Annotated in this window: 11 protein-coding genes and 1 pseudogene; 9 read left to right on the top strand and 3 right to left on the bottom strand. The window is 44.8% G+C overall.

The genetic code is table 11. The features are described from left to right. Positions 1-5 precede the first annotated feature (5 nt). From dgcA to phnE (ATB74_RS21120), 8 genes are all read left to right on the top strand, one after another. Positions 6-992: an N-acetyl-D-Glu racemase DgcA gene (dgcA, locus tag ATB74_RS21155; RefSeq protein WP_061019644.1), complete on the top strand. Its 987-nt coding sequence runs from the start codon at positions 6-8 to the stop codon at positions 990-992. Between the two features lie 300 nt (positions 993-1,292). Beyond that, a complete protein-coding gene (locus ATB74_RS21150; RefSeq protein ID WP_061019643.1) occupies positions 1,293-3,266 on the top strand; it encodes an ATP-binding protein in 1,974 nt (657 codons plus the stop codon). Continuing rightward, entirely contained in the window at positions 3,263-4,615 is a 1,353-nt protein-coding gene (locus tag ATB74_RS21145; protein WP_061019642.1) for a sigma-54-dependent transcriptional regulator, read from the top strand. The genes ATB74_RS21150 and ATB74_RS21145 overlap by 4 nt, the downstream gene beginning before the upstream one ends. Positions 4,616-4,880: 265 nt before the next feature. Then, positions 4,881-6,101, top strand: coding sequence for a glycerophosphodiester phosphodiesterase family protein (locus tag ATB74_RS21140; RefSeq protein WP_061019641.1), 1,221 nt, complete (start codon positions 4,881-4,883; stop codon positions 6,099-6,101). A gap of 255 nt (positions 6,102-6,356) precedes the next feature. Beyond that, the gene (gene phnD, locus ATB74_RS21135) at positions 6,357-7,397 is read left to right on the top strand and encodes a phosphate/phosphite/phosphonate ABC transporter substrate-binding protein (protein WP_008216587.1); all 1,041 of its coding nucleotides are present in this window, start codon (positions 6,357-6,359) and stop codon (positions 7,395-7,397) included. A gap of 128 nt (positions 7,398-7,525) precedes the next feature. Further along, positions 7,526-8,296: a phosphonate ABC transporter ATP-binding protein gene (gene phnC, locus ATB74_RS21130; protein ID WP_060981091.1), complete on the top strand. Its 771-nt coding sequence runs from the start codon at positions 7,526-7,528 to the stop codon at positions 8,294-8,296. After that, entirely contained in the window at positions 8,284-9,108 is an 825-nt protein-coding gene (gene phnE, locus ATB74_RS21125) for a phosphonate ABC transporter, permease protein PhnE (protein ID WP_061019640.1), read from the top strand. The genes phnC and phnE (ATB74_RS21125) overlap by 13 nt, the downstream gene beginning before the upstream one ends. Continuing rightward, positions 9,108-9,911, top strand: a complete 804-nt coding sequence (phnE, locus tag ATB74_RS21120) for a phosphonate ABC transporter, permease protein PhnE (RefSeq protein ID WP_046224807.1) — start codon at positions 9,108-9,110, stop codon at positions 9,909-9,911. Before phnE (ATB74_RS21125) ends, phnE (ATB74_RS21120) begins: the two co-directional genes overlap by 1 nt. A gap of 170 nt (positions 9,912-10,081) precedes the next feature. On the opposite strand, the gene ATB74_RS21115 is transcribed toward phnE (ATB74_RS21120), so the two are convergent. The 3 genes from ATB74_RS21115 to hpf form a co-directional block, all read right to left on the bottom strand. Next, entirely contained in the window at positions 10,082-10,861 is a 780-nt protein-coding gene (locus ATB74_RS21115; protein WP_061019639.1) for an HAD-IIB family hydrolase, read from the bottom strand. 99 nt (positions 10,862-10,960) lie between these two features. Beyond that, on the bottom strand, positions 10,961-11,116 hold the full coding sequence (locus ATB74_RS23955) for a DUF3012 domain-containing protein (protein ID WP_081090158.1): 156 nt from the start codon (positions 11,114-11,116) through the stop codon (positions 10,961-10,963). Positions 11,117-11,354: 238 nt separating this feature from the next. Then, the gene (hpf, locus tag ATB74_RS21110) at positions 11,355-11,711 is read right to left on the bottom strand and encodes a ribosome hibernation-promoting factor, HPF/YfiA family (protein WP_048659022.1); all 357 of its coding nucleotides are present in this window, start codon (positions 11,709-11,711) and stop codon (positions 11,355-11,357) included. Between the two features lie 507 nt (positions 11,712-12,218). On the opposite strand from hpf, the pseudogene ATB74_RS24175 reads away from it, so the two are divergent. Further along, positions 12,219-12,802 (top strand): annotated as a pseudogene (locus ATB74_RS24175) (hypothetical protein). Positions 12,803-13,058 lie beyond the last annotated feature (256 nt).

Raw genomic sequence — 13,058 nt, 5'->3', positions numbered from 1 at the left:
AAATTATGAAGATTACAGCAGAACCCATTACTATCGCGATGCAAACGCCTTTTCGCATCTCTCGAGGCAGCCGTACTGAGTGTCACGTTGTTCGTGTTTACATTGAACATGATGGCAAACAAGCGCAAGGCGAGTGTACGCCTTACCCACGCTATGGCGAGTCATCGGAGTCTGTGCTGGCGCAAATCCAACAGGCGTCTAGCGCACTTGAAGCCATGTTTGAGCGAGGCATGACTGATCCCGCAGCGCTAAGAGAGCACCTTCTGTCTTTGTTACCTGGAGGGGCGGCGCGTAATGCTGTCGATTGTGCGCTTTGGGAATTTGAAGCACAGCAAAATGACCAGATGTTCCCAAATAGTTTGTTTGAGTTGCCAGAGCAAATGGTTACCGCAATGACTGTCTCGATAGGCACGCCAGAAGCAATGGCAATACAAGCGCATGATTATGTCGAGAATGGCGCAAAGTTACTGAAAGTAAAGCTGGATGGTGAGCAGGTGATTGAACGTGTTCGTGCGGTACGAGAAGCTGCCGAAGGTGTTCAAATTGTACTTGATGCCAATGAAGCGTGGACAGGGCTCAACCTTGAAGAGCTGTTTAATCAACTGGCTGAGTTTGACATTGTGATGATCGAACAGCCTTTACCACAGCAGCATGATGCCTCGCTGGCACACATCAAGCATCCGATTCCGTTGTGTGCTGATGAAAGCTGCCATACCACTTCACAACTGCCATCGTTGGTAGGTAAGTATGAAATGGTCAACATCAAGCTAGATAAAACGGGCGGTTTAACAGAGGCATTAGCACTCGCAGAAGAAGCCAAAAAGCTCGGTTTCACTCTGATGTCGGGTTGTATGCTCGGGACCTCATTAGCCATGCGTGCTGCACTGCCTATCGCGGTTCAATCTGAAGTTGTCGACCTCGACGGCCCTGTATTACTTGGCCAAGATGTTTCGCCAGCACTGAACTATCGAGATGGGATGATCATTCTTTAACTCGTTGAGTCTCGACCATCAAATTGACGTGATACTGATGAAATCGCATAGGTCAAAGCCTATGCGATTTTTTGTATTGATAGAGTAATCACGTTTCTGTCGGTGACGTCACTTTCTTCTCTCTCAAAACAGACAGTCTAGGGTTTATAAAATAATTGTTATGGTGTTTTATGTGAAATGTTAATGATTACTCTTGTTTTCATAGTTTCTCTAAAACTATTTGAAGTGGCTTTAAGTCAGGTTGACCACCTAACTGATTGAATCATTGACCTTTCCTGTTGGTTTTTTGATGAGAAAAAGGTGGGGCGAGTGAGTAGTCGTGTCTCAGAGGTGATAGATAGTAAGGATCGTTTTGAACGTCCATTTCCGATCAAGATTCCGCGTCGTAAGTGGTTTGGTTGGAAAGGCATTGAACTGCGCTTGGTGTTGGCATTGGCCATGTTATCGATGACCACCATCTTCCTTTCGGTTGTTTCCAGCTTCACCTTTGACAACCTAAATCAAAGGCTTGTCGAATTAAAAGAGAGTGAAATCCCTGCCTTAGATAACGCTGCACGCTTGAACGACATGGTGCGAGTGATTATCACCACCTCATCACAACTCAGTGACGCAGAATCCAATTTAGAGCGCAAACAGGCGATGCTTAAAATTGAAGAGGCTATATCAGTAATGAATAGCGTTATGGTTCAATTCCCTGATTATCACTCCTACTTTAAAGATCTTATCGCCCAAGTTAATAATAGTCTGAGCCTGTTGTATCAAAGTGAGATTGAGTCAGAACAACTCAATCAAGAACTTCGAAATCTACTCGAAGGCTTTTACCCGCTATTGCAGCAAGCCAGTGATTCACTCGATAGCTTGCCTGATTCAGCCAAAGATCAGGTCCAATACTCGCAGTTAAAATCCCTGTTGTACTACCAATTAGGCTTGGTTGAAAAACTGTATAACGACTCGAGCTTTAATGAGTTGGATTACACCAGTTACCGCTTAGAGCAAGTAGGGGAAGAATGGTGGCAGCTTTGGGTAAGTGGCGATTTAAGAAGTGCCTTTCCAGAGCTGGATCATCAGCTCACCGTAATTTACAACCTAGCCTCAAGTGATAGCAGCTTGTATGGGCTGAAAAACAAAGCGCTCGATCACCTCTATCAAGAGCAGTATTTCTTACAAAACAGCCGTGAACATTTGAATCAGTTAACGGTACAAATCGAACGTAACACTAGTCAAGTGAACCGCAATATTGATCAGTCGATTCAGCAGGCGCAACACTCTTTGCAATCCAACCAACGTTTGTCACTTTTTCTCTCTCTTTTTAGTGTGTTAGCTGCCGCGGCTATCTCATGGTTCTATGTGCGCAAGAGTATTTTAGAAAGGCTATTACAGCTTAAAGACAACATGTTCGCGATTTCTACTGGCCATTTAGATACCGAAGTCGCGATTCGTGGCAAAGATGAAGTGACGCAAATGGCTAAGTACTTAAAGGTATTTCAGACCACGGCCAAAGTCGTTAAACAAACCAACCGTAAGTTGGAGGCTGAGGTGGAAGAGCGCACTTTAGCTGAAGCCAAGCTGCGTGTTACCCAAGATGAGCTCATCCAAGCAGGAAAACTGGCCGCGTTGGGGCAATTAAGTGTTGGAATCACTCACGAGATCAATCAACCATTAACTGCGGTAAACAGCCATGTTCGAAGCGCTCAATTGTGGTTAGGTAAGCAAAGACCAGATAGAGCCGAAGATAATCTTCAAAAGATTGAAGTGCTGCTAGATAAGGTGGCGGCAATCACCCGTCACTTGAAAGCCTTCTCACGTAAGAGCGATGGCAAGATTGATAACGTAAAACTGGTAAAGGTGATTAGTGATGCTATCGACTTGTTTGAAACTAGGCAAAGTAGGGTCTCGATTCAGTATTCCCCACAGAGTGACCAAATGGTTCGTGCTAACAGTATTCGCTTGGAGCAGGTACTGGTGAATTTGATCAGCAATGCTTTAGACGCCGTTGAACATAGGGAGCAGCCTCTGCTCAGCATCTCCACCCAAGAGCATCCGAACACTATTCAAATTGCAGTTAAGGACAATGGATTAGGGATACCCGAAGAGGACATCCCTTATCTGTTCGACCCATTTTATACCCGTAAGGCAACAGGTAAGGGGCTCGGGCTCGGTTTGTCTATCGCATACAGCATAATTAAAGACTTTGGCGGCTCGATTCACGTGGAGTCAGTTGAACACCAAGGCACCACCTTTATCGTCACTCTACCAAAAGGCACAGACTCATGAATTCAGAAAAACACATAGTTCTTATCGACGATGAAACAGACGTTGTTGAAGCAGTGAGTGAAATGTTGGAGCTCGAAGGGTTTAGTGTCACTAGCTTTACCGACCCAAACCTTGGCCTTAAATCACTCAAAGCAAACAGTCAGTCGGTGGTGTTGTGTGATGTGAGAATGCCACAAGTAGACGGCTTGACTCTACTTAGCTCAATCCAGCATAGGGCAGCTAACGTTCCTGTGTTGCTGATGAGCGGGCATGGTGATATTCCGATGGCGATAGAGGCGATGAAGTTGGGTGCTTTCGATTTTCTGGAAAAGCCGCTTAATGCCAGAGAGTTGGTGGAGAAGTTAGATTTGGCGTTGACACAATGTCAGCACAACAGCCCTGCAACGTTAGACGACGATCAGGATACAGAACTACCCATTGAATCTGTGGTTATCGGCCAATCCCAAGCGATGGACACCATACGTAAGCAGGTGCTCGCGCTGTCTCATACTGGGGTTGATACCATTATTAATGGTGAGACTGGAACAGGAAAAGAGGTGATTGCTCGTGCGTTGCACCAATTTAGCCGTCGCAAGGCAAAGCCGTTTGTCGCGATAAACTGCGGTGGCATGACCGAGAGTATTATTGAGAGTGAACTCTTTGGTCACGAAGCGGGTTCGTTTACCAGTGCCAACAAAAAACGCATCGGCAAAATAGAACAAGCCAATGGCGGGACTCTGTTTCTCGATGAAATTGAAAGCATGCCGATTGCCGTGCAGATCAAATTGTTACGTGTGATTCAAGAACGAGTGATCGAACGTGTTGGCGGCAACGAACTAATACCTGTCGACATTGTAGTTGTAGCGGCCAGCAAAGCTGATCTCGCGAGCTTGAGTGAATCGGGTGAGTTCAGGGCCGATCTCTTCTATCGCCTTAATATTGCTAGCTTAAACCTTCCCGCATTGCGTCAACGTAAAGAAGACATTCAGGTGTTGTTCCGTCATTTTGTGATTCAAGCGAGCCACAAATACAAGACACGCCCATCAACGATTTACCCTGAGCAGATTCAGCAACTATGTCGACACGAATGGCCCGGTAACGTGCGTGAATTACGCAATGTCGCCGACCGATTTGTACTTGGCATTGTCGGTGATGGCTTCGATCTCCAATCACCAATTTGTGAATCAATAGGAGAAGAGTTCGCCTTTGAAAAACAGATGGAGCAGTACGAAAGGAATGTACTGACTGAAGCGTTGATAGAGAGTGCAGGCAATATCAATGAGGTCTCGAGCAAGCTGAATCTACCACGTAAAACGCTTTATCGAAAAATGAAGAAGCATCAATTGGATAAAGAGAGTTTCAAGGCTTAACTCGCGCAGTTAGTTACCAAGCTGCAAACCAAAGCCAAAAGAGAAAACCGAAAAAAAAAAGCACAAGACAATAATGACCCATTTATCATTTAGTTGAATGACTAACGGTTTCAAGTGATTGTAATAAAAGAGTTTTAATATTTGGCATAAAGCGTGCAATCCCTACATTGTGGCATCAGCCCACATGAGGTCATCTTAGAGAAAATCGGAATGACCGAATTAAGGAAGTTAGAAAAATAATTGCTTGTTGCAAGGAGATACAAACATGAAGCAAATACTGAAAGGCTCGATTGCTCTGATAATTGGCGTTAGCTCAATGACAGCATGGGCAGCTACAGAGTCAGCAAACCTAGGACCTCGTCCCCTCTTTTTAGTCAACAATATGGATGAGAGCCCTTTGAAAACCAAGCTGCTGAGTTGTAGCGAAGGGCCTTTTCATCGCAGCGATTTTTCTATTGGGCACCGCGGAGCTGCAATGCAGTTTCCTGAGCACACTAAGGAATCCTACTTAGCTGCCATTCAGATGGGGGCGGGTGTCGTTGAGTGTGATGTCACTTTTACTAAAGATAAAGCGTTGGTATGCCGTCACTCGCAAAGTGATCTGCACACCACAACAGATGTCTTGGCACACCCTGATCTTGCTAAGAAATGTTCAGTTCCATTTAAACCAGCGAACCCAGCGACAGGTGAAGATGCTCAGGTTGAGTGTCGTACTTCTGATTTCACGTTGGCAGAGTTTAAGACGCTCAAAGGGAAAATGGATGGCGCGAATCCGAAAGCGACCACTGTCGAAGAGTACATGAATGGCACACCGGGTTGGAGAACTGACCTTTACAGCCAAACTGGGACACTGATGACGCACGCAGAAAGTGCAGCACTATTTAAAGAGCACGGCGTGAAGGTAACGCCTGAATTGAAATCAGCAGCGGTCGAAATGCCTTTCAATGGTTTCAGCCAAGAGATGTACGCGCAAAAGTTGGTGGATGAACTCAAAGAGGCGGGTTTCAAGCCTTCGGAGACTTACTTGCAGTCATTTAATCTGGATGATGTGAAGTACTGGATCAAAGAAACACCGAAGTTCGGAAAACAAGCGGTTTATCTTGATGACCGTGTTTATGAGCAAGCGGACTTTGTCGCGTCTGTTGAAAACATGAAAGAGCTGCGCGATGCGGGTGTGAACATCATTGCGCCACCTCTGTTTGCTTTGGTTGAGCTAGGTGAGAACAACGAACTGGTTGCGTCTAACTACGCCAAGCTTGCCAAAGGTGCGGACCTCGACATTATTGCATGGACGCTTGAGCGTTCTGGCCCATTAGCGCAAGGCGGTGGTTGGTATTACAAGAGTGTAAAAGACGGCATCAACAATGATGGCGACATGATGAAAATGCTCGATGTGTTAGCACAAGATGTAGGTGTGATGGGCGTATTCAGCGATTGGCCTGCAACGGTAACTTATTACGCTAACTGCATGGACAGCGACGCCTAAGTTATCTGGATTATTGAAGAATAATAAGAGAAAAAGCAGTGAACCAAAGAGCCTTCGGGCTCTTTTTTTACCACTGAAATTGGTAGGACATAAATGACCCAAACACCTACTTCTAGGTTGGACATGAATGACTCAAAACTTATTGCTGAATTTGGTTTTTCATTTAAGTTGTTGAAATTATTTAAATAAAAATCTGGCACAAAGACTGCAATAGTGAAGGTGACTTTCAACAATAAGTAAAAGTAAGGTTTGAATATGAAAATCAGTGTTAAAGGACTGTTAATCGCTAGCTCATTACTACTTCCTTCAATGGCTATGGCAAGCGACTGCTCTAGCCGTGGTGTGTTAGACGATCGATACTGTGATGAAAACCAAGATTTGGTGGCCGATTCACCAAAGAACCCAGACGAGTGGAATGACCCAAGCACGCTTGTGTTTACTTACACGCCAGTAGAAGACCCTGCGTTGTACAAAGATGCGTTTGCCGACTTCCAAGCTCACCTAAGTAAAATTACAGGTAAGCGAGTGATTTACTACACAGTTCACTCGAACTCAGCGCAAGTAGAAGCGATGCGTTCTGGTCGACTGCACGTTGCTGGTTTCTCTACGGGTCCAACAGGCTACGCAGTTAACCTAGCAGGTTACGTTCCAATTGCAGTGAAAGGTGATGAGTCTGGTTTCCAAGGCTACAACCTGATCACCATTGTGCGCAAAGACAGCGGTATCAATACTATGGCTGATCTAAAAGGCAAAAAGGTTGCACACACTTCTGCATCATCAAACTCTGGCAACCTAGCTCCTCGTGCACTATTCCCTGCTAAAGGGTTAGTGCCAGATGAAGACTACAAAGTACTTTACTCGGGTAAGCATGACCAGTCGATTCTCGGTGTATTCAACGGAGACTATGATGCAGCACCTGTGGCATCTGATGTATACGATCGTATGGTGGCTGCTGGTCGTGTCGACGATTCTGAGCTGAAGATCATCTACCGTAGCCCGCGTTTTCCAACGTCTGCTTTCGGTTACGCTTATAATTTAAAGCCAGAGCTAGTAGAGAAGATCAACGAAGCCTTCTTTAGCTACCGCTTTACTCCAGAGATGAGTGCATCATTCAAAGGTGCAGACCGTTTCTCGCCAATCAGCTACAAAGAAGAGTGGGACGTGATTCGTGACATTGCCCACGCGACAGGTACGGCTTATACCAAAGCAGGTCTGAAAAAACTGGCTGAAAAAGACGCCGCTAAACGTGCAAAGAAAAAAGCCGCTGAGCTAGCGAAACAAGCAAACAACGGTTAATTCTTCTCTCTGTTAAAAGATTAAGTTTTAGAAAGGCTTAGTCCTTTAAAAACACTTACCTCAACTAAAATCTATGCCCTCGCGGGTAGGGCATAGATCATTCTAAAATTCGCACAAGGAAATGCAGTATGGCCGTAGCAAGCTATGAAGGAATAAAGATAAACAACCTTTTCCACGAGTATGTGGCAGGCAAGCCAATCCTTAAAGGCATTAATATAGATATCGATGAGCCGGGTATTATCGCGATCATTGGTCCATCTGGTACTGGTAAAAGTACGCTTCTGCGCTGTATCAACCGACTTAACGATCCAAGCCAAGGCGAAATCATTTTTGATGGCGCAGACCTGACTCAATTAAAAGGCCAAGCACTTCGTAAACAGCGCCGTCATATCGGCATGGTATTTCAAGAGTACAACTTGGTAGAGCGTTTAACGGTTATCGAGAACGTGTTGAGTGGTCGTCTGGGTTACATGACCGCTTGGAATGCGTGGCGTCGTAATTACTCAGCTGAAGATTTAGCAAAAGCTTTTGAACTACTGGAATTTGTTGGTCTGCAAGACTTTGCAAACCAACGTGCAGACAGTTTATCGGGCGGGCAAAGACAGCGTGTCGGTATCGCTCGTGCGGTGATGCAAGACCCTTACATTCTTCTTGCTGACGAACCGACGTCATCACTCGACCCGAAAACCGCGGTTGAGATCATGGAGTTGATGGAAACTTTCGCTGAGCAGAAAAATATTCCTGTATTGGTGAACATTCACGATGTGAACTTAGCCAAGCGTTACGCCAAGCGCATCATCGGTATGTGTAATGGCAAAGTACATTACGACGGTAGCCCTGAAGGTATTTCTGAGGAAGATCTAAAAATCATCTATGGGGGTGAATCATGGCTGGATTAAACCCAAGCTCATCGCCAAGCGTACCGTCAAATCAGGCGTCAGCGAAGCATGAAAACCCATTCAAGGTGTCATGGACCAATCGTGCGATAATCGCCGGGATCGTGGCTTATCTGTTTTACAGCTTCTCGACGCTAGGGCTTACCTTTGAGCGTTTGATTATCGGCTTTGGTGAAAGCGAGCGGTTACTATCTCGAATGTTTCCGCCTGATTTCTCGCGTACCAACCTACTACTGAGTGGGCTAGCGGAAAGCTTACAAATTGCGATTATCTCAAGTTTCTTTGGCATCGTTATTTCACTGTTTCTAGGCTTACTGGCCGCACGAAATATGATGCCTTCAATCGTATCAACGCCCATTCGTGGCTTTATCGCGTTGTGTCGCTCTTTTCACCCAGTGATAATCGCAATCTTGTTTGTGAAAGCAGTAGGTTTTGGTGCTCTGGCTGGGATATTGACCTTGGTATTCGCATCCATTGGTTTCATCGCCAAGCTGTTCGCTGAAGCGATTGAGGAGATCTCTTTTAAACCAGTTGAAGCGATTAAAGTGACCGGTGCGAGCTTCATCAGCGTAATTTTGTATGCGGTAATGCCTCAGGTATTCACGCGTTTTATTGGCTTTGCTAGCTACCAGTTGGATTCAAATTTGCGCAACTCAACCATGGTGGGCATCGTTGGCGCGGGCGGCCTTGGTGGGACGTTATTCTCGGCATTCCAACGCTTTGACTACGACTTTGTCGCTGCTATTTTGATAACGATCATCGCACTGATTCTTGTAGGCGAATTCCTTTCCAACATTGTTAGGAGAATCTTCTAATGACAACTGCATCTATTGATAGAGAGTGGCAGCGTTTTACACCCAACGAACGTGTGGCTCGATTTGCCGTTTACCTTAGCCTTGTGTGTGCCATCGTGTGGTCTTGGCAGACGGTTGAAGTGATTCCTGAGTTCCTATACGACGCGCCAGCACAGTTTGCTGACATGTTTGAGCGCATGGTGCCAATGGACTACGCGTTCTACCCTGAGTCGATCCACGCTGCAATGATTGAAACCTTGCACATCGCGACATTGGGCACACTGTTTACTTTGGTGTTTGCGATTCCTTTGGCGTTGTTGAACGCACCGAACATTACACCTAATAAAGCGTTAAACTGGGTTGCTCAATTCTTCCTTGTGTCTTCACGTTCAGTGAACTCATTGGTTTGGGCACTGTTGTTTATCGCACTGTTTGGCCCCGGTGTTCTCGCAGGCATCATGGCGATTGCCATTCGTAGTATCGGCTTTGTAGGGAAGCTGTTAGCGGAAGCAATTGCCGAAGTGAACATGGGGCCTATCGAAGCACTGCGTGCAACTGGTGCTTCTTGGATGAGTATTTTGCTTAAAGGTTATTGGCCACAAGTGATGCCAGCATTCTACTCAATCGTATTGTTCCGTTGGGACATCAATGTGCGTGAATCTGCGGTATTGGGTTTGGTTGGTGCTGGTGGTATTGGTGTGGTGCTAAACGATGCACAGAACCTTTTTGAGTGGCAAAAAGTTTCGATGGTATTGGTGAGTATTTTTGCTGTGGTTATCGTTGCAGAAGCGGTGGTGATCCACATCCGTAACAAGCTTATTTAGACAGATGGTGCAATGCAGCGTGTTTTGTGTGATGTGTCAAAGTTAAGAGCTTATCTAGCATTTTGAAGCTCAAACGACCCTAGGTACTTCGGTCTACCTAGCGGTCGTTTTTTTATGTCTATTGAGTGACCTGAAACCTTGTTAGAAGGGCGTAACTCGTTTTTAAGGGGCTAGCTTTTAACTGCCAACAGCGCATCCACAAATTCTGCAAACCCATAGCCACCAGGCTGCGACATGACCTTGCTTGGATGATGCTCTAGCTTATCCCAATAATGTTGAATGTTTGCCACGCCAACGGTAAGTGGAAGTGATTCGAACATCTGCTGATCATTCATTGAATCGCCGACATAGCAGGCTTGATTGTGGATTTGTTCGAGCGATAAGCCTTTACTAGTAAGAAATCGGTGCACTGCGCTTTTCTTTGAGTGCTCGCCATACCAAGCGTTGATATGAATCGAACTTGCCGTTGCGTGTGCACCTAAAGCGTGTATTCTTTCGAGTACCGCTTGCACTATTTCAGGATCAACAGGCTTACGGTTTTGCCCGATATCAATCGCGACCTCGCACAAGCGGTAAGATTGATCCAGAGTTAGGGATAGGTCTGGGTAACTCAGCAAGATAGCTTCAACTTGTTGTTTGAGTTTGGCTTGATTCTGGCGTACTTGCTCTAGCGGCGTTTCAGATGAGAGCTGCAATGCATTATCTTGTTTCTCTAGTAAGAAAGCCCCATTTTCTCCAAGCACAGCATCGACAGGCCAAAGCTGCGCAATATGATCACACCAACCTGCACAGGCGCCCGTCACTGCGACCACCTTAATTCCATTATCTCGTAGTTTTTGTAATGCAATTAGGGTTTCTGGAGGCAATGAGCCTTGCCAAGTAAGGGTGTCGTCAACGTCGGTTAATACCCATTCGATACGTTTCCAGTCATTACTTAGTTGGTGTTCCATCCTCAAACTCACTTATTCGGGGTTATTGTGTTGCGTGGAGTGCTCAGTTCGTCGTTGCACGCCTTTCACTTAGTGTCGTCAATTAACGCTTAGTAGTGTTTAGAAAACACAATGCTTAGCAAAATCACCGGCTTCATTGGCAGTCCAGTCACCTTTCGGCTTTTCTTTCATATCGGCACACCAAGCTTCACTGCCCACTTCTGTACAAGCCATTAGTTGAGTTGCCAGAAATACAATTAGCGCGATTTTTTTCATAATAAACACTCCGTTGTGGTCTAAATTTCAGTTTATAACTGTATCAAATACTACAAGTGATTGTTATAGCTGCTAAGAACTTAACGGAGTCAAAAATGATGTGGGTTTGCTCTAAGTTCGAGAGGAGCAAAGAGGGAAGAATTATTTGGCTTTTAGATCGAAAAAGCCAGCAACATGTGCTGGCTTTGAAATTCTTAATAAGCTTCTATTCGTTAGTGCGCTTCAACTACTTATTGAGTTATACCAATTTCATCTCTTGGATGATGTCCGAAGCAATCTCAGGCTTCGTGCTTGTTGGTTTCTCGTGTAGGTCTGCTTTCAATTGTCCCTTACGGTTACTTAGGCCAGCTTCAAGTTTCTTGAGTGCTGAAGCGATGGCTGGATACATAACGTCATCTGTAGCTTTTGCGTTTACACGTACACCTTCGTAGTTGGTGAATACTTCAACCTGATGTTGGCTGTGCTCTTTTGTTATGATGATGTCGCAGCTGATCAGTGATGGAAAATGGTTTGATATCTTCTCGAATTTACCTTCGATGTCTTTACGTGAGTCGTCGTTAATTGATACGTGATGTGTTTGAACGTTTATTTTCATAAATCATACCTTTCCAATGACTGTGTCATTTAAACGTAGCAAACATCGGATAGATTCACCAATAGAGAAAGTACACTTGTGTGATTCACTTCAGTGTTATCAAATAATCTCTTCCTCCTCCCTTGAAAGTCCGATTAACTGATCGCATATTATGTTTCGTGTTTTAAAGACATGTTCAAAAAAACTCCATCCTTGATAATTTGCTCTAACCTACTGCGAATTTCCAGTGAATCTCTCTTTATCGGTTTTATAATTCCGAACTTGTCACTTGGCTAACTTCTTTCGTTTTTGATAAATCAGTTACCGCTAGACTTTTATTTATAGACACTCAACTGCCCCCTCCATATTGAAACTTTCATCAAAGCTCCGACAGATCTGAATAACACACTAACTATTTATTAATTCGTCACTCAATATCACAATGATAAATATAAACCGCTGCAGATTATTGAGGTATTTGTTAGTACGGGGCACCATAACAGCTTCGTTAAATTTGGAACCGTTACCATGAAAATGCCTGTTAAATTGGCTGCCATCGCAGCTTCCATTTCTTTCGCTTTTAATGCTTTGCTGCGCCTGTTGAGTTTCAGAACATCCCAGAGATCATGCAGCAATTTGAAACTGCAGAACTTTACGTTAAGAAGTCGGTCACTTTAGGTCGTTTACCTGCCGAGTCTGAAATTGGCATTGATTTTCCTACTTATGTTTCAGATGGTAAGGGCGGTTACAGCTTAGAGACAAACAACGTCATGACAGATTCTGTTGTTATCGCAAGCATGCCGAAAGCGATTGTTGATGATGTTTTCAACCAATGGCTAGTACCTAAAGATACGTGGATCAGCAGCTACGGATTTTTGCCAACCTCGACCACTGAATTTAAGCCGTTTAAGCGCATTAAAACCATCAAAGCCATTAAGATTGATACAGAAATGCTTGAGCTGTTAGGCAGTGAAGATGGCAACACAGCGATGATCAAAGTGAGCTGGGATGAGAAGGGAATGAAGGTCTATAAGGATGGTTACTTAGCGGATCATGAGTACGGGATTGCCCCTCATGAGATGCAAGAAAACTACGAATTAGCGCCTAAGTAACTCGATTCGATTGCAGAAGGGCGCCTAGCTTATTACTGGGCGCTTTTTTACTGCTCACCAAAATATGACGAAACTCACACTTTTCTGACAATTAATGACTCGTTGTGCTAGTATGCGCCGCTTGTCTTTGTAATTGATAAAAAACGCATTACCAAAACAGACTTTTCTGTTTATCTGCTTGTAATGACCTCATTCAGTTTGGCCTGACTCGGCTGAACATCTGCATTTTGCTCGGACGCAAAGAGAGTAGTGCTCA

The organism is Vibrio splendidus (assembly GCF_001557875.1).
GTDB lineage: Bacteria > Pseudomonadota > Gammaproteobacteria > Enterobacterales > Vibrionaceae > Vibrio > Vibrio splendidus_F.
This window is presented reverse-complemented; position numbering and strand designations above follow the sequence as displayed.

Excerpts from the sequence above, each read along its gene's own strand:
- dgcA (WP_061019644.1), top strand. The coding sequence starts at position 6 with ATGAAGATTACAGCAGAACCCATTACTATCGCGATGCAAACGCCTTTT.
- ATB74_RS21145 (WP_061019642.1), top strand. The coding sequence starts at position 3,263 with ATGAATTCAGAAAAACACATAGTTCTTATCGACGATGAAACAGACGTT.
- ATB74_RS21140 (WP_061019641.1), top strand. The coding sequence starts at position 4,881 with ATGAAGCAAATACTGAAAGGCTCGATTGCTCTGATAATTGGCGTTAGC.
- phnD (WP_008216587.1), top strand. The coding sequence starts at position 6,357 with ATGAAAATCAGTGTTAAAGGACTGTTAATCGCTAGCTCATTACTACTT.
- phnC (WP_060981091.1), top strand. The coding sequence starts at position 7,526 with ATGGCCGTAGCAAGCTATGAAGGAATAAAGATAAACAACCTTTTCCAC.
- phnE (WP_061019640.1), top strand. The coding sequence starts at position 8,284 with ATGGCTGGATTAAACCCAAGCTCATCGCCAAGCGTACCGTCAAATCAG.
- phnE (WP_046224807.1), top strand. The coding sequence starts at position 9,108 with ATGACAACTGCATCTATTGATAGAGAGTGGCAGCGTTTTACACCCAAC.
- ATB74_RS21115 (WP_061019639.1), bottom strand. The coding sequence starts at position 10,861 with ATGGAACACCAACTAAGTAATGACTGGAAACGTATCGAATGGGTATTA.
- ATB74_RS23955 (WP_081090158.1), bottom strand. The coding sequence starts at position 11,116 with ATGAAAAAAATCGCGCTAATTGTATTTCTGGCAACTCAACTAATGGCT.
- hpf (WP_048659022.1), bottom strand. The coding sequence starts at position 11,711 with ATGAAAATAAACGTTCAAACACATCACGTATCAATTAACGACGACTCA.